Annotated in this window: 10 protein-coding genes and 1 rRNA gene; all 11 read left to right on the top strand. The window is 46.1% G+C overall.

What is annotated here, in order from left to right:
• Nucleotides 1–168 precede the first annotated feature (168 nt).
• Complete coding sequence (locus H3001_RS08505) at nucleotides 169–3,441, top strand: SusC/RagA family TonB-linked outer membrane protein (RefSeq protein WP_181214694.1); 3,273 nt, start codon at nucleotides 169–171, stop codon at nucleotides 3,439–3,441.
• Nucleotides 3,442–3,454: 13 nt separating this feature from the next.
• Nucleotides 3,455–5,170 (top strand): RagB/SusD family nutrient uptake outer membrane protein, encoded by a 1,716-nt coding sequence (locus H3001_RS08500; RefSeq protein WP_178245695.1) that lies wholly within the window; start codon nucleotides 3,455–3,457, stop codon nucleotides 5,168–5,170.
• 15 nt (nucleotides 5,171–5,185) lie between these two features.
• On the top strand, nucleotides 5,186–6,445 hold the full coding sequence (locus H3001_RS08495) for a glycan-binding surface protein (protein WP_246368530.1): 1,260 nt from the start codon (nucleotides 5,186–5,188) through the stop codon (nucleotides 6,443–6,445).
• A gap of 18 nt (nucleotides 6,446–6,463) precedes the next feature.
• Nucleotides 6,464–8,362 (top strand): hypothetical protein, encoded by a 1,899-nt coding sequence (locus tag H3001_RS08490; protein ID WP_181214693.1) that lies wholly within the window; start codon nucleotides 6,464–6,466, stop codon nucleotides 8,360–8,362.
• Between the two features lie 8 nt (nucleotides 8,363–8,370).
• On the top strand, nucleotides 8,371–9,720 hold the full coding sequence (locus tag H3001_RS08485; protein ID WP_178245699.1) for a glycosyl hydrolase: 1,350 nt from the start codon (nucleotides 8,371–8,373) through the stop codon (nucleotides 9,718–9,720).
• Nucleotides 9,721–9,901: 181 nt separating this feature from the next.
• On the top strand, nucleotides 9,902–11,011 hold the full coding sequence (locus H3001_RS08480; protein WP_394367801.1) for a glycoside hydrolase family 26 protein: 1,110 nt from the start codon (nucleotides 9,902–9,904) through the stop codon (nucleotides 11,009–11,011).
• A 19-nt stretch (nucleotides 11,012–11,030) separates the two neighbouring features.
• Nucleotides 11,031–12,206 carry a glycoside hydrolase family 130 protein gene (locus H3001_RS08475; RefSeq protein ID WP_178245703.1) on the top strand — a complete coding sequence of 392 codons (1,176 nt, stop codon included), beginning with the start codon at nucleotides 11,031–11,033 and terminating at the stop codon, nucleotides 12,204–12,206.
• Between the two features lie 20 nt (nucleotides 12,207–12,226).
• Nucleotides 12,227–13,618 carry an MFS transporter gene (locus H3001_RS08470; protein WP_178245705.1) on the top strand — a complete coding sequence of 464 codons (1,392 nt, stop codon included), beginning with the start codon at nucleotides 12,227–12,229 and terminating at the stop codon, nucleotides 13,616–13,618.
• Nucleotides 13,611–14,810, top strand: a complete 1,200-nt coding sequence (locus tag H3001_RS08465; protein WP_181214692.1) for an AGE family epimerase/isomerase — start codon at nucleotides 13,611–13,613, stop codon at nucleotides 14,808–14,810. Before H3001_RS08470 ends, H3001_RS08465 begins: the two co-directional genes overlap by 8 nt.
• Nucleotides 14,811–14,857: 47 nt before the next feature.
• Complete coding sequence (locus tag H3001_RS08460; RefSeq protein ID WP_181214691.1) at nucleotides 14,858–17,197, top strand: glycoside hydrolase family 3 N-terminal domain-containing protein; 2,340 nt, start codon at nucleotides 14,858–14,860, stop codon at nucleotides 17,195–17,197.
• 1,947 nt (nucleotides 17,198–19,144) lie between these two features.
• Nucleotides 19,145–19,245: ribosomal RNA gene (locus H3001_RS08455) — 16S ribosomal RNA — on the top strand; the annotation flags it as partial.

Genomic DNA, 19,245 nt, shown 5'->3' with positions numbered 1-19,245 from the left:
TGGATAAAAAAGTATTACTATGTATCTTATATAATCGTTAATTTTGTGTCGTAAAGGAAATGTAACCAGAATGACTTGAATCTGATACGGTCTTGGAAAATGCAAGTCTATAACTCTTTTACATCTAGTCTGAGTGGTGAAATTTATTAATCATACTAAAAATACATTATGGATAAAAGTCTAACAAAATGTGTACTGATTGCGGGTGCATTTGCCGCTGTCTCAATGGGGAATGTGCATCAGGCGTGGGCTTCCGGTGTGGCTCCGTTGGGAGTAGAACAGCAGACAAACAGACAGATTAAAGGTAAGGTAGTTGATGCTACCGGTGAAACCATTATTGGAGCTAATGTTCTTGAGAAAGGAACAACTAACGGGGTGATTACGGATATAGATGGAAATTTCGTGTTGAATGTATCTTCTGGAGCAACGCTCGAGATTTCTTATATCGGATATGCTACACAGACCATAAAGATAACGAATCAAACATTTTTAAATATTGTCTTGAAAGAAGATTCGGAAACTTTGGACGAGGTAGTGGTAGTCGGATACGGTACGATGAAGAAAAGTGACTTGTCGGGTGCTTCGGTATCGGTGGGTGAGGATGCCATAAAGGGTTCGGTAATCACCAACCTTGACCAGTCTCTTCAGGGACGTGCGGCCGGTGTTTCGGCAGTGACTACTTCGGGTGCTCCGGGATCTTCTTCATCCATACGTGTACGTGGACAGGCTACAATCAACTCGAATGCAGAGCCTTTGTATGTGATTGATGGAGTTATCGTACAGGGAGGCGGATCATCGGGTGCCGATTTTGGTCTGGGGGATGCGCTGGGTAATGGCTCGGTATCTACCATTTCTCCTCTTTCTACCATTAACCCTGCCGATATCGTGTCAATGGAGATTTTGAAGGATGCTTCTGCTACGGCTATTTATGGAGCACAGGGAGCCAACGGAGTAGTATTGATTACTACCAAGCGTGGAAAGGCCGGAGAGGCTAAATTTACTTATGACGGTATGATGGCGGTGCAGCGTCAGACCAAGCGTCTGGATATGATGAACCTGCGTGAGTTTGCCAGCTTCTACAATGATTTCGTAGAAACCGGAGAATTGGAGAAAAGTGCGATTTATGCTGATCCGTCTTTGCTGGGCGTAGGAACCAACTGGCAGGATGCTATTTTCCGTACAGCCTTGCAGCATCAGCACCAGATTTCGGCTCAGGGAGGTACAGAGAAAGTAAAATATTATGTTTCCGGTTCATATATGGATCAGGACGGTACCTTGATCGGATCAAGCTTTAACCGTTATTCGTTCCGTACGAACCTGGATGCGCAGTTGAAGCCTTGGCTGAAGATTGGTTTGAATGCGACTTACTCGTCTACTAAAGATGACTTGAAACTGGCCGATAGTGATCAGGGTATTATTACTTATTCATTGCAGACTGTTCCGGATATTCCTATTTATGATATCGACGGCAATTATTCTTCTATCGTGCGTGAAGGATATACCAATCCTAACCCGATTGCCATGGCTATGATGGACCAGATTTTGCTGTATCGTCAGAAACTGACCGGAAGCATCTTTGCAGATGTGACTTTGATGAAGAATCTTACCTGGCATACGGAGTTTGGTTATGATATCAGTTATAATAAAGGAGAGCGCTATCAGCCGAAAGTAAATCTGGGAAACTGGAAGCGTGACAGCAACTCAAGTTCCATACAGAAAAACAACAGTACGTTCTGGCAGTTGAAAAACTATGTGACTTATAACGGCCAGATTGATAAACATGGTTTTACTGCCATGCTGGGTCAGGAATGCTGGGAGTCTAATTACGACTATACTTCGGTAGCCAATACGAATCTGCCTTCGGATGTGGTTCATAATCCGGCACTGGGAACCGGTACTCCGTCTATCAACTCAGGATTTGGAAGTTCGGCAATGGCTTCGTTCTTTACTCGTCTGACTTATAATTATGCCGACCGTTACCTGGCTACTTATACTTACCGTTATGACGGTTCTTCCAATTTCGGACCGGATAACCGTTGGGCCGGTTTCCATGCCGTAGCCGGATCCTGGCGTTTCTCAAACGAAAGTTTCTTTGAATCGTTGAGCAGTGTCATCAGCAACGGTAAGTTGCGTCTGGGATGGGGACAGACCGGTAACTCAAACATCGGTGGTTATCGTTGGGGTGCCAGCATGTCGAGAATGCCGACCGGATTAGGCTTGGGATACCGTCAGTCTAATATCGCCAACCTGGGAGTGAAGTGGGAAACTCAGGAACAGGTGAATGTGGGAATTGACTTGGGATTCTTCCACGACCGCGTGAACCTGGTAGTCGACTGGTATCAGAAGGTTTCAAAAGATATGTTGATGTCCTTGCAGCTTCCTTCTTATATGGGTACTTCTGGTAATGTTTCTTCTGCACTGGCTGCACCGATGGGTAATTATGGAGACATTGAGAATAAAGGTTGGGAAATCTCGCTGAATACTCACCCTCTGGTAGGTAATTTTGAATGGGATTCTGATTTCCAGATTTCTTTCAACAAGAATAAGTTGCGCGCGCTTGACGGAACGGCCAATGCACAAATTGTCGGTTACGGACAGTGGAACGATGTGGTAAGTGTGACGAATGTAGGCGAGTCTTTGTATAATTTCTATGGATATGTATGTGATGGAGTATATGAGGATCTGGAAGACCTGCAGACTTCTGCCAAACCGGTGAAATATCCGGCAAATGGAGTCTTTAACCGTACCAATACCGTTTGGGTAGGAGATATCAAGTATAAGGATCTGAACGGTGATGGAGTGATTGATGAAAACGATAGAACCAATATCGGTTCTCCGCTGCCTAAGTTTACTTATGGATGGACCAATACGTTCCGTTATAAGAACTTCGACTTGTCTATATTCATCAACGGATCGTATGGAAACAAGGTATTCAATTACCTGAGCATGAAACTGACACACATGAATTCTCCTTGGAGCAACCAGCTTACTACGGTGTTGGACCGTGCCCAGATTGTGCCGATCAACCCGAACAAGGATTACTCGGGAGGTGTACTTGTCAATGGTACTACTGTATATAACTGGTATGATGATATTACCAATGTACGTGTGGCCAATCCCGATGCTTCGATTCCTCGTGCCTCTGTACAGGATCCGAACGACAATGACCGTGTAAGTGACCGCTATATTGAAGACGGTTCTTATATTCGTCTGAAAAATATCACATTGGGATATACCTTCCCTGGAAAAATGATCAAGAAATGGGGTCTGGAAAACTTACGTGTCTATGCTAATATCCAGAACCTGCTGACCATTACAGGATACGATGGTTACGATCCGGAAATCGGTGTCAGCACTTCCAGTGCAAATGTCTACGGACTGGATAACGGACGTTATCCTTCTCCTACGGTTTATTCGTTCGGATTAAATGTTTCTTTCTAAATAGTTGTGGTATATGAAATACAATAAAATAAAATATTGGGCTTTTGCAGCCGTTTTGGGAGCTAATCTGTGTGCCTGCGATGATTTTCTGGACCGTCCGGCTGTGGATTCATATAATGTCGATAACTTTTATCAGAATGACGAGCAGTGCTTCCAGGGAGTGAACCCGTTGTATAACTCACCGTGGTTTGATTTCCAGCGCGGATTCTTTAAAGTGGGAGAGGTTCTTGCCGGAAACTACTATTGGGGCTCTTCTCCTTACCTGACGTTTACCGTGAACGGTACGGATGAGGACTTGATCAACATGTCATATTCATTGTGGTCGGTCAATGCTTACGCCAATACTATCCGTGAACGTCTGATGTCGGCCGAGGTTTCTGAACAGACCAAAAATACCTGTATGGGCGAATGCCTGGTATGGAAGGCTATGGCTTATTTCTACCTGGTACGTACTTTTGGAGCTGTGCCTATCGTGCACAGTAACTCTGAGGACATTGCGGCAGGAAACTATAACGAAAAGTATAAGGTGCAGATTCCGGATGTATATGAATATATCGTGATGACCCTGGAAAAAGCGATTGAATTGCTGCCGGCTTCAAACTCCAAAGGACGAATCGACCAGTATACTGCCAAAGGATTGCTGGCAAAGGTTTATCTGACCAAATCGGGATATGGCATGAACGGCTCTCGGAATGAAGAAGACCTCCGTAAGGCTGCGGTTTATGCAAAGGATGTCATCGATAATTCAGGAAGACATTTGCTGGAGAATTATTCTGATGTGTTCCGTCTGGCGAATAACTTCAATGAAGAGTGTTTGCTGTCATGGCACTGGTCGGCTTCTTCCGATATGTGGACTTGCCAGAATGCCTTGCAGTCGGATCTGGCGATTGTCGGTTTCGATGAGTTCGGTGATTGCTGGGGCGGTTATAACGGACCGTCTGTCGACTTGCAGGATGCGTTTGGAGAAAATGCCTTGAGCCCGATGCGCTATAACGGTGATGCTCGCCGTAAGGCAACCATGATGATGTGTGGAGATACTTATGAGTATTTCTGGCAGGACAAGGGTGGATTCAACTACATCAATTTTATTTATGATACCGACGGACTGGGCGGTCCGGGTACTTACCAGAGTGGAACAGGTGCCAATGCAGTCAAGCATCTTTACGGTAATGCCAATGACCATCTGACCGGTTGCGGAGTATCGGCTTCCACTCAGCGTAGCCAGTTGAGTACACATCTGTTGCGATTGTCTGACGTGTATCTGGTATATGCGGAAGCTGTCATCGGAAACAACGGTTCTACTTCCGATGCATCTGCCATCGATGCCTTCTATCAGGTACGTCATCGTGCCGTCAGTACGTACAAGCGTCCTTCGGTCATCACCTGGGAGGATGTATGGAAAGAACGTCGTCTGGAACTGGCCTGTGAAGGTGACCGCTGGTACGATTATGTCCGTTTGTCATATTATGATTCTCAACGGGCAATACAGGAACTGACTAATCAGCGCAGGGATGTGTATTATGGATTGGATGATTTGTACAAGACTTATTATCAGAGCGGTACGTTTACGGTAAATCCTGAAGAGCACCGTTACAATCCGGATGCAGTGAAGCCTAACGTGACAGTTTCCAGTTTTACCCTGCCGTTCCCTACCGAGGACGTGGTATTCAATCCTCATTTGATGGAGGATCCGATTCATGTGGATGTACGAAGTGAATTTAGTTATTAATAAAAAAGACATAAGATGAAAGCAATGAGATATATAAAAGGGTTAGTAGCAGCTGGTGCAGTCATTCTGGGAATGATGACTACTGCATGTGAGGACGAACCCGACAAGTATGAGATCGCCGACGGCCTTCCTTCTGTAAGTTATGTGCGGATGACCGATCCGGCTGTAGCCGACTCTCTGATTACCGGTGCGTATATGTCGAATACGATCTGTCTGGTCGGAGAAAATCTGCGTAGCGTGTATGAATTGTACTTCAATGACCAGAAAGCCGTTCTGAATACCAGTCTGATTACAGACAATACGTTGATTGTAGATGTGCCTTCTGCAATTCCGGAAGTAGTGACAAATAAGATTTATCTGGTCAACCGGAATCAGGAAACTGTGACATATGATTTCAAGGTTTTGGTTCCGGCTCCTGAAATTACTTCTATGTCGAACGAATATGCGCTTCCGGGTACTGTGGCTACCATTTATGGAGATTATTTCATTGATGACCCGAATGTGCCTCTTACCATCGAAATCGGCAATGTTCCGGTAACTGAAGTGACCAGCCTGACCCGTAACGCCATCAGTTTTGTGGTTCCCGAAGGAGCAGAGATGGGATATATCAATATAGAATCAATTTATGGTAAAAGTCAGTCTACTTTCCGCTACATGGAACGGGAAGGATTCTTGTTCGACTTTGATGATGATGGTGATGAGGCTATCGCTAATTTCTGCGGTTGGCATGCTCCTAAGATCGGTACATTGGAGAAAGTGGCTCCGCTGGATGGAAATTACCTGATTTTCCAGGGTGATCTGGATAACGGTTCCTGGAATGATACGAACTTCGCTTTCGAGTACTGGCCCTATGGTGATGAAGCTACTCCGTATTTGAATACGTTGGTTGATTTCTCTGACTTGAGCAACCTGCAGCTGAAATTTGAGGTTAATGTTCCGGATGCCTGGAGTGCCTGTGCCATGCAGGTGTTGCTGACTACCAATAATGAGGTCAGCGGAAACAATATGAACAATGCGTTCTTCCAGGACGATACATTCCCAAGAGGATTGTGGATACCATGGGCATCAACCGGAAGTTATACTACTGCCGGATGGACTACTGTGACGATTCCTTTGTCTGATTTCTGTTATGGAGCTTCTGGAATTTCTCTCTCTCCATTGTCGGCAACAGACATTACCGGACTTACGTTGTTTGTATGGAACGGTGGAGTAACCGGAACGGCTTGTACTCCGACTATCTGTATTGACAATATCCGGGTAGTACCTATTCATTAATCATAATATCGATATACAATGAAAACAAATAAATTATCAGTGCTTTTTCTTGCTGGAGCACTTTTGATGACTGGCGTTTCCTTTACTTCTTGTTTGAAAGGGGACGACGTGGATACGAACCAGTATACAGGGGGTATCAGTCTGAATGTATTTGGACCTTCACCGGTGGCACGAGGAGGTGAGTTGAGATTTTTGGGAAGTGGAATGGATCAGGTAACGGCTGTATGGATTCCGGGAAGCGGAGACGTTACGGAGATAAGAGTGATCAGTGATACGGAAATCCGTATCACTGTTCCTCAGGATGCCGAACCGGGACAGTTGGTGTTGAGAACGCCGCAAGGGGATATCACGACACAGACTGAACTGACGTTTACCGAACCGATTTCTATTGATGAGTTGAGTCCGTTGTCGGTGTTGCCGGGCGATGAACTGACGATTAAAGGGGATTATCTGAATTTGATCAATGAGGTGATTTTTGCAGATAATGTGACGGTTTCAGCCGAGGATTTTGTAGCTCACGACCGGAAAACCATTTGTTTGACGGTACCTCAGGAAGCTCAAAGCGGACAGGTTATCTTGTCGGACGGAGCAGAATTGCCTAACCTGATTTACTCGGAAGAGGAGTTGACAGTAGTGTTGCCTGCTGTGGAAACCGTAGCCGAACTGCAGCATGCAAACCCCGGTGACCGTATCTCGGTAGATGGTTCTCATCTTGACTTGGTGAAAGAAGTACTGATGCCTGACGGTACTGCAGTGGAGTTTGCTCTCGAAGGTGATCACACTCTTTCTTTTGTATTGCCTGCCAATGCTTCCGACGGTGAGATTGTGATGGTTCCGGCTTCGGAAGTGAAGGTGGTGATAGCTCATCTGACTATGGCGGTTCCTTCAAAGGTTGTGGCAAGTCCGGCTTCAGGTATCCGTGGTGGAGACGAGATACTTCTTACGGGTAGTTCACTGGATCTGGTAGTCGACCTTTCTTTCCCGGGAGTAGATGAAAAGGTGCTTCCGGCAGCTCAGTCGGAAAATGAACTGAGAGTTGTAGTACCTGAAAAAGCCCAGAGCGGACAGTTGGTATTGAATACCGGCAGCGGAAAACAGGTAAGTGTGGCTATTGAAACCTTGAAGCCTCAGGTCGACAGTTATCTTCCTGCTGAGGTTCCTGCCGGAGAAGCGCTGCTGATAAAGGGACAGAACCTGGATTTGGTTGCTTCGGTTACGTTTGCCGGAGGACAGACTGTGGAAGTGACTGCACCGGCTGCCGATGAATTGCAGGTATCCGTGCCGATGGAAGCAGAAAGTGGAAATGTGACCTTGAATATGCATAACGGGGAAATGGTCGAGGGCCTGTGGCTCAATGTTTCCAAACCGCAATGCTGCTATGTGATGGAGCTTCCGGAAAAGGTAGAAGCCGGTGCTTTGCTCGAACTGGAAGTGGCCAACGGAGATAAGTTGCAGCATGTCACAGTCAACGGTACTCAGGTTCAGTTTATCCTGCGCGACTCGAAACTTCTGGTTTCTTTGCCTGCCGATGTAATCGGTGCTGCCGTGATTGAACTGGTTTCTTCTAATGGAACAATATCTTATACGATTCAGGTAGAGGGCGCTATGGGAATGTGTATTTTTGAAGGTCCTCTGGTGATAGGTGCATGGGAACGGTCTGCACAAATTCCTGCCGGTCAGTTTGCTGATGCGCAGGTAGGACAGGTCATCACTGTAGTGGTTACGGATTTGCTGTCGGGTGCACAGGGCTCATTCAAGAATGGCAACTGGGCAGCCATTGCACCGGACACTGAGTATTTCAATATTGATGGCAATTTCTCTTTGGAAATCACTTCTGAGATTCTTTCTCAGTTGCAGAGTGGGGGACTGATTGTCAGCGGACAGAACTATACAATTGATTCAGTATATATTAAATAAAAACAGATATGAATAGGGTTTATAAATATTTTTTGTTGTTCGTCACACTATTTGCTATCGTTTCATGCTCTACTGCAGTAGAGCATGAAATTGCGCAAGTGGCTTCTCCCGTGTTCCTTTCTTCCACTCCGGCTTCCGGAGCATCTGGAGTTAAACCGGGAAATGTGACCATCAGTATTACTTATGATAAGAATGTCTTTTTTGCCTCACAGAAAAAGGATCAGCTGCTGATTTCGAACGGGGGTAGTATCGTCAAGGCCGACGTCATCGGTTCCAGTCCGACGTTGGTGGTAGAGGTCAACTGCCCTTCACGGAATACGTCTTATACACTTACTGTTCCGGAAGGTCTGGTAACGGGCCCCAATGCAATGCCGGCACCGGCAGTAGAGGTCAGCTTTACGACTCAGGGGCTGGATATGCAGCCGGTAAATACACTGACACCCGAAGCACAGAAGGTCTATGACTTCTTGCAGGCTACTTATGAGCAGAAGACCATTTCGGGTATGATGGCCAATGTGTCATGGAATGTGGAAGAATCGGAACAGGTGTATGCATGGACAGGAAAATATCCGGCTCTGAACTGCTTCGATTATATTCACCTGAAGGCTTCGGCAGAAGGCAGCTGGATTAATTATGGTGACATTACTCCGGTTTCTGACTGGTGGAATGCGGGTGGTCTGGTAGCTGCCATGTGGCACTGGAACGTACCGGCTTCTGAAGGAAGCGAGAGTCTGACTACTTATAAGGATGAGACTGCTTTTGATATTGATAAGGCCTTTACTGAGGGTACCTGGGAGTATCAGACCGTTCAGGCCGACCTGGAGAAGATTGCCGGATATCTGCAGTTGTTGAAGAACGAAGGTATTCCGGTTATCTGGAGACCGCTTCATGAGGCTGCCGGAGGATGGTTCTGGTGGGGAAAGAATGCGGATAGCTTCAAGAAACTCTGGATTCAGATGTTCGACTATTTTAAGGCTCAGGGCTTGAACAACCTGATCTGGGTATGGACCACCGAAACGGGTGATGCGGATTGGTATCCGGGCGACCAGTATGTGGATGTGGTAGGACGTGATTTGTATGGAAATAGTGCGGCAGACTGTGCTTCTCAGTACCAGACTGTGATTTCCGAGTTTGGCAACAAGATGGTGGCACTGAGCGAATGCGGTGCTTATGTAGATACACAGAGCCCACTCGGCCTGTTGTCCGAACAGTGGACAGCCGGTGCCAGATGGTTGTGGTTTATGCCTTGGTATGATAATGAAGGAGCTTCGCTTTCACATGCCGACAAAGCATGGTGGCAGGATGCCATGTCACAGTCTTATGTGATTTCCCGTGATCAGCTTCCGTCTTTTAAATGATCACAGGGGTGAATGGAGGAATACAGGAAAAAGTGGCTGTGCAGTAAGTATAGCCACTTTTTTTATCATATCGTTCTTCTGTTTCTTCCGAAAAAAGAAAGGTATATGTATATGCTAAAATTGTATCATTTCGCAGGAGGTAATTTCTTTATCTTTGCTGATGTTAAATAGAAAACTAATTATTATGAAAATACCAAGGTTTATTGTGACAATGATGATTGTTGGAACGGGTTTGGCGGGCTGTTCTTCTCGCCAGAATAATGAAACTGAAATAACTAAGACTTCTGAGGCGCAGGCCATGCTGAAGACACTGAAATCTCTGCCTGCACAGCATAAGTTTATGTTTGGTCATCACGACGATCCGGTGTACGGTATCGGATGGGATGGGGATGAAAACCGCAGTGACGTGAAGGATGTGTGCGGAGACTATCCTGCCATGATGTCTTTCGATTTGGGACGGATGGAGATTTTTGGCGACAAGACACTGGATAATGTGAAGCTGGACCGTATCCGGAAGGAGGTTGTTGCACAGTATGAGCGTGGAGGCATGTCTTCATTCAGCTGGCACGTGGACAATCCGCTCACTGGAAAAGATTCCTGGGACGTGACGGACTCTACGGTGGTGAAGTCGGTATTGCCGGGAGGAGTCAACCATGATAAGTTCTTGGGATGGCTGGATAAGATTGCCGGTTTTATGAATTCTATCCAGACGGCCGACGGAGTGAAGGTGCCGGTACTGTTCCGTCCCTGGCATGAGCATACAGGAAGCTGGTTCTGGTGGGGACAGAATCTGTGTACTGCCGCCGATTACAAGGCACTTTGGAGAATGACTTACGAACGGATGCAGGAGAACGGGGCTACCCAGTTGCTCTATGCATATTCACCGGGTACGGAGCCGAAGGATTCTACAGCCTATCTGGAGCGTTATCCGGGAGATGACATTGTTGACCTGATCGGGGTAGATGCATACCAGTTCGACCGGGAGGCTTATGTCCAGAGTCTGGACAATGCCTTGCGCATCATGGAGCAGGTAGGCAAGGCACACCAGAAGGCCATCGCGGTGACTGAAACCGGATATGAGACGATTCCTGATTCGTTGTGGTGGACGCAGACGCTGATGCCCGTAGTCGAGAAATATCCGGTCAGCTACGTACTGGTATGGAGAAACGCACGCGAACGTGAGAATCATTATTATGCTCCGTATCCGGGACATCCGTCGGCTGCCGATTTTGTAAACTTCTATAACGATCCGCGTACCTTGTTTGCGGGGGATATGAAAACGATTAAATAATCTTATTAAATTTATAGCAATGGACTTGTTCGAAGAAAAAGTAAAAAGATTGTTCGCTCAGCACGAAGAGTTGATAACTCGTAAGAACGAACCTGTGGAGACTACCAACGGTGTGTATACCCGTTATAAATATCCGGTTGTGACTGCGGCTCATACTCCGGTATTCTGGAGATATGATCTTGATGAGAAAACCAATCCGTATCTGATGGAGCGCATCGGCATGAATGCGGCAATGAATTCGGGTGCCATCAAATGGAATGGCAAGTATCTGCTGGTGGTACGTGTGGAAGGAGCCGACCGTAAGTCGTTCTTTGCAGTGGCTGAAAGCCCGAACGGGGTGGACAACTTCCGTTTCTGGGATTATCCGGTTACGATGCCGGATGATGTGATTCCGGCTACCAATATTTATGATATGCGTCTCACGGCTCATGAAGACGGATGGATTTACGGTATCTTCTGTGCCGAACGTCATGATGACAATGCGCCTGCGGGTGACCTTTCTTCGGCTACGGCTACTGCGGCCATTGCCCGTACGAAGGATTTGAAGACTTGGGAGCGTCTGCCGGACCTGAAGTCGAAGAGCCAGCAGCGTAACGTGGTGCTGCATCCGGAGTTCGTGGATGGAAAGTATGCATTGTATACTCGTCCTCAGGATGGGTTTATTGATGCCGGAAGCGGTGGCGGTATCGGATGGGCGCTGGTGGATGACATCACTCATGCCGAAGTGAAGGAGGAGAAAATCATTGACTTCCGTTATTATCATACCATCAAGGAGGTGAAGAACGGTGAGGGTCCTCATCCTATCAAGACGTCGAAGGGATGGTTGCACCTGGCACACGGGGTGCGTGGCTGTGCGGCCGGACTGCGTTATGTATTGTACATGTACATGACTTCACTGGAAGATCCGAGCAAGCTGATTGCGGCTCCTGCCGGTTATTTCATGGCTCCAGAAGGGGAAGAGCGTATCGGAGATGTATCGAACGTATTGTTTACGAACGGATGGATTGCCGATGAGGATGGCAAGGTGTTCATTTATTATGCTTCTTCGGATACCCGTATGCATGTGGCTGTTTCTACGGTTGACAAACTGGTGGATTACTGTATGAATACTCCTCAGGACGGACTGACTACGACGGCTTCTGTGGAAACGTTGAAGAAGTTGATTGACAAGAATATGAAATTGATGAAAAAATAATTTAGAAAGTAAGTACTGCTATGATAAAACTCACGGAAAAGATAGGGTATGGCTTTGGGGATATGGCTTCTTCCATGTTCTGGAAATTGTTCGGCGCCTACCTGATGATATTTTATACAGATGTGTTCGGACTGCCTGCTGCCATGGTGGGTACGATGTTTCTGGTAACCCGTATTTGGGACTCTGTGTTCGACCCGATTGTGGGGGTAGTGGCCGACCGTACGTCGAGCCGGTGGGGTAAGTTCCGTCCATACTTGTTGTACCTGGCTGTTCCGTTTGCGCTGATAGGAGTACTTACTTTTTATACGCCTCCCTTTGGCAATACCGGAAAGCTGATTTATGCTTATGTCACTTATTCGCTGATGATGATGGTGTACTCCGGTATTAATGTGCCTTATGCTTCGCTGCTTGGGGTGATGAGTCCGGATCCGGCAGAGCGGAATACGTTGTCTACTTACCGTATGATGTTTGCCTACCTGGGCAGTTTCATCGCACTGCTGCTGTTTATGCCGATGGTCAATTTGTTCAGTGGCGGAAGCAAGGAGCCGGCCGACCAGCAGTGGGGATGGTGTATGGCGGTGATTGTCATTGCCGTGATGTGTGCATTGCTTTTCTTCGGATGTTTTGCGTGGACCCGGGAGCGGGTAAAGCCTATTAATGACAAAAAGACGTCTTTGAAGACAGATGTCAAGGATTTGTTTCATAATCATCCGTGGTGGATTCTGTTTGGTGCGGGCGTGGGTACGCTGGTGTTCAACTCCATCCGCGATGGGGCGGCAGTGTATTACTTTAAGTATTTTGTGGTAGAAGAGGAATATCAGAGCATTTCACTCATGGGGGTATCGTTCGTGCTGAGCGGACTGTACTTGTCCATAGGGCAGATAGCGAATATTGTGGGTGTGATTCTGGCGGCACCGTTGAGCAACCGGTTGGGAAAAAAGAATACTTTTGCATTGGGAATGCTGGTGGCTTCGGTGTTGAGTGTCATTTTTTTCTGGTTCGACAAGGATGACCTGGTACTGATTTTTGTGTTCCAGTGCCTGATCAGTGTGTGTGCCGGATGTATTTTCCCGCTGCTGTGGTCAATGTATGCGGACTGTGCCGATTTCTCGGAACTGAATACGGGCAACCGTGCGACGGGACTGATATTCAGTGCTTCGTCCATGAGCCAGAAATTCGGATGGGCCATCGGTACGGCAGTGACCGGCTGGCTGCTGTCTTTCTTCGGTTTCCAGGCCAATGCCGTGCAGACTGAGGAGACCATTCATGGCATCAAGATGTTCCTGAGTCTGTTGCCTGCGGCCGCAGCTTTCATTTCTGTACTATTTATTTGTTTTTATCCGCTGGGTGAGCAGAAGATGAGAGGTATAATGAAAGAGTTGAACCTAAAAAGAAATTCGGAAAATGTGTAAGGAACTGTTGAAGAAGTTGTGTGCCGAGACAAAGGCGGAACTTGAAAATAATATTTTGCCGTTCTGGATGACGGTGATGGTCGACCGTGAACGGGGAGGTTTTTATGGCCGGATTACGGGTGAGGATGTGCTGGAAGAGACTGCTTCGAAGGGGGCTATCCTGAATGCGCGTATTTTATGGACGTTTTCTGCGGCTTATCGTTTGCTGGGAAAGCGTGAGTATCTGGAAACGGCTACGCGTGCCAAGCGGTACCTGATTGATTATTTTTATGACCCTGAGTTCGGTGGGGTTTACTGGGAACTGGACTGCCAGGGTAAACCGCTGGATACCAAGAAGCAGATTTATGCGCTGGGGTTTGCGATTTACGGATTGAGTGAGTATGCAAGGGCTACGGGCGATGAAGAAGCACTAAAATATGCAAAGTGCTTGTTTGATTCAATTGAAAAATATAGCTTTGATAGAGAGAAGAACGGTTACCTGGAGGCTTTGACCCGCGACTGGCAACCGATAGCGGATATGCGGCTGAGTGACAAGGATGAGAATGAAAAGAAGACAATGAATACGCACTTGCACATTCTGGAGCCGTATACCAATTTGTACCGGGTATGGAAGGATGAGCGTCTTAAGGCTCAGATCCGGAACCTGGTGAATTTGTTCCTGGACAAGATTCTGGATGCGGAGACTTGTCACCTGAATCTGTTTTTCGAGGATGACTGGACCAACAAGTACCGGATTGTGTCGTATGGACACGATATTGAGGCTTCCTGGCTGATTCATGAAGCGGCGCTGGTGTTGGAGGATGAGGATTTGCTGAAGAAGGTGGAGCCGCTGATTGTGAAGATTGCTGAGGCTGCCGACGAGGGACTGAATCCGGATGGAAGCATGATTTATGAGAATTTTATCGACAAGCAGAAGGTCGACCGGGAACTTCACTGGTGGGTACAGGCCGAGAATGTCGTGGGTCATGTGAATCTGTATCAGCATTTTGGCGACAGAAAGGCTTTGGAAAAAGCGCTGTTGTGCTGGGATTTCATCCGGGAGAAACTGGTGGACAAGGAAAAGGGCGAATGGCACTGGAGCTTGTATGCCGATGGTACGGTGAACACGAAAGACGATAAGGCAGGGTTCTGGAAATGTCCGTATCATAACGGCCGGATGTGCATGGAGATTCTCGAGCGCTTTTGCCGTTGACACGAAAATTGGGATTTTTGTCAGATAATAATATGAAAAACGGAGTTATGAAAAACATTCGAAATTTTGCAATGGCTTCGGTCGTTTGTGCCGGTTGTCTGTCGGGAATGGCTCAGTCTCTGCCTGCCATCCCTTCCGATCCGGTGATTGAGGCGAATATTCAGGAATGGTTGAAAAAGATGACGCTCGAAGAAAAAATCGGGCAGATGTGTGAGATTACGGTGGATGTGGTAACGGATTTTCCGGGAAGCAAGGAGGGCTTTAAACTGAGTGAGGCCATGCTGGATACGGTAATCGGAAAGTATAAGGTCGGTTCCATCTTGAATGTGCCGCTCAGTGTGGCACAGAAAAAGGAGGTATGGGCCGAGGCTATCCGGAAGATTCAGGAAAAATCGATGAAAGAGATAGGTATCCCTTGTATTTATGGGGTTGACCAGATTCATGGTACTACTTATACACTGGACGGTACCTTGTTTCCTCAAGGGGTTAATATGGGAGCTTCCTTCAACCGCGAACTGGTAAGACGGGGGGCTGAGATTTCAGCCTATGAGACCAAGGCTGGCTGTATTCCATGGACTTACGCTCCGGTGGTTGACCTGGGACGGGATCCTCGCTGGCCCCGTATGTGGGAAAACTACGGAGAGGACTGTTACGTGAATGCGGAAATGGGAGTGGCTGCTGTAAAGGGCTTTCAGGGAGAAGACCCTAATCACATCGGTGAGTATCGGGTAGCTGCGTGCATGAAGCATTATATGGGATACGGAGTGCCGGTTTCGGGTAAGGACCGTACGCCGTCTTCGATTTCGCGTTCCGACTTGCGTGAAAAGCATTTTGCTCCTTTCCTTGCTGCCGTGAAGGCGGGGGCCTTGTCGGTGATGGTTAATTCAGGGGTAGATAATGGAATGCCGTTCCATGCCAACCGTGAGTTGCTTACCGATTGGCTGAAAGAGGATTTGAACTGGGACGGAATGATTGTGACCGACTGGGCGGATATCAACAACCTTTGTACGCGCGACCATATTGCGGCAACCAAGAAGGAGGCGGTTAAAATTGCTATTAATGCGGGTATCGACATGTCGATGGTGCCTTATGAGGTCAGCTTCTGTGATTATCTGAAAGAGCTGGTTCAGGAAGGTGAGGTACCCATGAGCCGTATTGATGATGCAGTGGCCCGTGTCCTGCGTTTGAAATACCGTTTGGGACTGTTTGAGCATCCTTATTGGGATATCCGGAAGTACGATAAGTTTGGTTCGGCTGAGTTTGCCGCTGAGGCTTTGCAGGCTGCCGAGGAATCAGAAGTCTTGCTGAAGAATGAGGGCGGTATCCTTCCTTTGCGCAAGGGAACGAAGATATTGCTTGCCGGTCCTAATGCCAATTCCATGCGTTGCCTGAACGGAGGCTGGTCGTACAGCTGGCAGGGGCATCGTGCCGATGAGTTTGCAGGGGCATATCATACGATTTATGAAGCCTTGTGCGATAAGTTCGGAACACAGAATATCGTATACGAACCGGGTGTGACTTATGCGCCTTATAAGAATGACAACTGGTGGGAAGAGAATGAACCGGAAATTGATAAGGCTGTTAAGGCTGCTGCAGGTGTGGATGTGATCGTGGCTTGCATCGGAGAGAATTCTTATTGTGAGACTCCGGGAAATATGAACGACCTGACATTGTCGGCCAACCAGCGTAACCTGGTGAAGGCACTTGCCAGTACAGGCAAGCCGGTGGTATTGATCCTGAATCAGGGTCGTCCGCGTATCATCAATGATATTGTGCCTTTGGCCAAAGCGGTGGTGAATGTCATGTTGCCGGGTAACTACGGCGGAGATGCATTGGCCAATCTGCTGTCGGGTGATGCAAACTTCAGTGCCAAAATGCCGTTTACTTATCCTAAATACGTGAACATGTTGCCTAACTACGATTATAAGTCGTGCGAGAACATGGGACAGATGGGAGGTAATTATAATTATGATGCGGTAATGGATGTGCAGTGGCCGTTTGGTTACGGATTGAGTTATACGACTTATGCTTACCGTAATTTACGGGTGGACCGTACGGAGTTTGTGGCTTCCGATGAACTGGTCTTCTCTGTCGATGTGACTAATACCGGCAAGGTGGAAGGCAAGGAGAGTGTATTGCTCTACTCAAAGGACGTGGTGGCAAGCAGCACTCCTGATAATATACGTTTGCGTAACTTTGAAAAGATTTCCTTGAAACCGGGAGAAACAAAGACGGTTACCATGAAATTGAAAGGAAGTGACCTTGCCTTTGTGGGATACGACGGTAAATGGCGTCTGGAAAAAGGCGATTTTATAATCAAATGCGGTGATCAGCAGTTGGATATCTGTTGCCAGGAAACTAAGGTTTGGGAAACTCCTAATCGTTGAATTGGATATTCTTTATGATAGACTTGAAGACGGCAGTTGCATGGTAGTATGCAGCTGCCGTTTTTTTGTCTGTGAAAAGTGGTTGTTAAAATCTGATATGCAAGTTGGTATATCTATTAAAATGTGTTATAAAACACGTTTTTAGGGAAGGATTGCTTGGAGTTACCAATTAAATCCGTACCTTTGTATTGTGTTTTTCATAGTATTAGATTTAAGGTTAACAAAGGTTGGAGTACAGCGGTACTCCTTTTTTTATTTATAGTCTTTCCTTTTTATTTACACTCCTTTTTTATTTACAGTACTTCCTTTTGACTGTGGAGGTATATCTATTTCAGAAGTTTGTCTTATCTTCTTTGTAGTGGAACCCCAATATTGACGGCTTTGATTTTAATCTGTTCCGTCATGCGCAGATTTCTTTAGTTTTCTTTTGTCTTTTCTGTACGCTTTTATGTGATTGCATTTTCTGCATCTTATTATTTATTGGTTTGAAAATCGGTCTGATGTTTCTGGGAAACGACAGATATGATGCTTTGTTAATCCAATATAGGTGTTTGGCTGCCTTCATAAAGGCGTTTGGTTGAAAAGGTGGCGGTCTTTTTCCAAAAGCTGGCGATATTTTCCCAGAAGGTGGCGGTCTTTTCCCTGATCTTTTGTTTTGCGTGGGAAAAAACATAAGGGAATATTTCCTTTTCTGCGGTGTTTCTTTTCCGGAAGATGATGGTTATGGGGCAATCAGACGTGGTTGGGATGCGGAATCCTGCATTATATTGCAGGATTTTTTTGTTTGTTCACTGTCATGGTTTGTTGTTCGGTTATAAATTTCTGCATTATATTGCAGGATTTTTTGTTTTGTTCACTGTCATAGTCTGCAGTTCGGATATGAATTTCTGCATTATATTGCAGGATTTTTTGTTTAGTTCTCTGTCATAGTCTGCAGTTTGGGCATAAATTTCTGCATTATATTGTAGGATTTTTTGTTTTGTTCACTGTCATGGTTTGTTGTTCGTATATGAATTTCTGCATTATATTGCAGGATTTTTTGTTTTGTTCACTGTCATAGTCTGCAGTTTGGATATGAATTTCTGCATTATATTGCAGGAATTTTTGATGTGTGCATTGTCATGGTTTGTTGTTCGTATATGAATTTCTGCATTATATTGCAGGATTTTTAGAATGTATATTTGAATTTTTTGCTGGATTGTGTACCCTGTCCGTCCATCCGGACTGTTTTTCCGGCTGCCTTATTCCCGAAAAATTTCACTTTTCTTCTTCTTTGTTTCCTGTTCCTGGGCAATTTTGTCTTTCTGTCATCGTCTGTTTCCCGTATTTTTTCCTGGCGTTTTCCGGTTCTCTCTGTTATAATATATATAATAATGTGTACAGGATTTTGTATCCGGACTTGAAGTTGAAAAAATGCATTGCGTAACGTATTGTTTTACAACGTATTTTAACCAAAGTGTGAAAAAAGTCAGAAAAAAAGTGTGCGTGATACTTGCAGAACCGGAAAAAGTGCGTACCTTTGCAACCGCTTTCGAGAGGGAAAGACGTTAGAAACAGTGACATGCTGAAGCAGAGTGCAAGTGTCGGAGTGACTCCAGCTAGCTGCACCGAGTATCTTACCTTACACAGTGTAAGGGAGCGAGAAAGGGTAAGCCTGGTCATCCGGACCGCCTGAAAAACTTTTTTGAAAAAAAACTTCGAAAAAATTTGGCGGTTTAAAATAAACCGCTTAACTTTGCAAACGCTTTCGACAACAAAACGAAAGTAGAAAACGAAAAGAAATAGTTCTTTGAAAGACTTTAGATAAACAAACAAGATGTAGTACAAGAAACGTCTTATATATAATGTATAGGACAGAAAGAACCGTCAATACTTTAATCAAGTAAAGAAAATAATCGGTTTCCTGAACAGAGACAAAAACTACTCGCAAGAGTAAAAAGATATTTTACAATGAAGAGTTTGATCCTGGCTCAGGATGAACGCTAGCTACAGGCTTAACACATGCAAGTCGAGGGGCAGCGGGATTGAAGCTTGCTTCAATTGCCGGC

It is taken from the genome of Phocaeicola faecicola, assembly GCF_013618865.1.
Taxonomy (GTDB): domain Bacteria; phylum Bacteroidota; class Bacteroidia; order Bacteroidales; family Bacteroidaceae; genus Phocaeicola; species Phocaeicola faecicola.
This window is presented reverse-complemented; position numbering and strand designations above follow the sequence as displayed.

Excerpts from the sequence above, each read along its gene's own strand:
- H3001_RS08505 (WP_181214694.1), top strand. The coding sequence starts at position 169 with ATGGATAAAAGTCTAACAAAATGTGTACTGATTGCGGGTGCATTTGCC.
- H3001_RS08500 (WP_178245695.1), top strand. The coding sequence starts at position 3,455 with ATGAAATACAATAAAATAAAATATTGGGCTTTTGCAGCCGTTTTGGGA.
- H3001_RS08495 (WP_246368530.1), top strand. The coding sequence starts at position 5,186 with ATGAAAGCAATGAGATATATAAAAGGGTTAGTAGCAGCTGGTGCAGTC.
- H3001_RS08490 (WP_181214693.1), top strand. The coding sequence starts at position 6,464 with ATGAAAACAAATAAATTATCAGTGCTTTTTCTTGCTGGAGCACTTTTG.
- H3001_RS08485 (WP_178245699.1), top strand. The coding sequence starts at position 8,371 with ATGAATAGGGTTTATAAATATTTTTTGTTGTTCGTCACACTATTTGCT.
- H3001_RS08475 (WP_178245703.1), top strand. The coding sequence starts at position 11,031 with ATGGACTTGTTCGAAGAAAAAGTAAAAAGATTGTTCGCTCAGCACGAA.
- H3001_RS08470 (WP_178245705.1), top strand. The coding sequence starts at position 12,227 with ATGATAAAACTCACGGAAAAGATAGGGTATGGCTTTGGGGATATGGCT.
- H3001_RS08465 (WP_181214692.1), top strand. The coding sequence starts at position 13,611 with ATGTGTAAGGAACTGTTGAAGAAGTTGTGTGCCGAGACAAAGGCGGAA.
- H3001_RS08460 (WP_181214691.1), top strand. The coding sequence starts at position 14,858 with ATGAAAAACATTCGAAATTTTGCAATGGCTTCGGTCGTTTGTGCCGGT.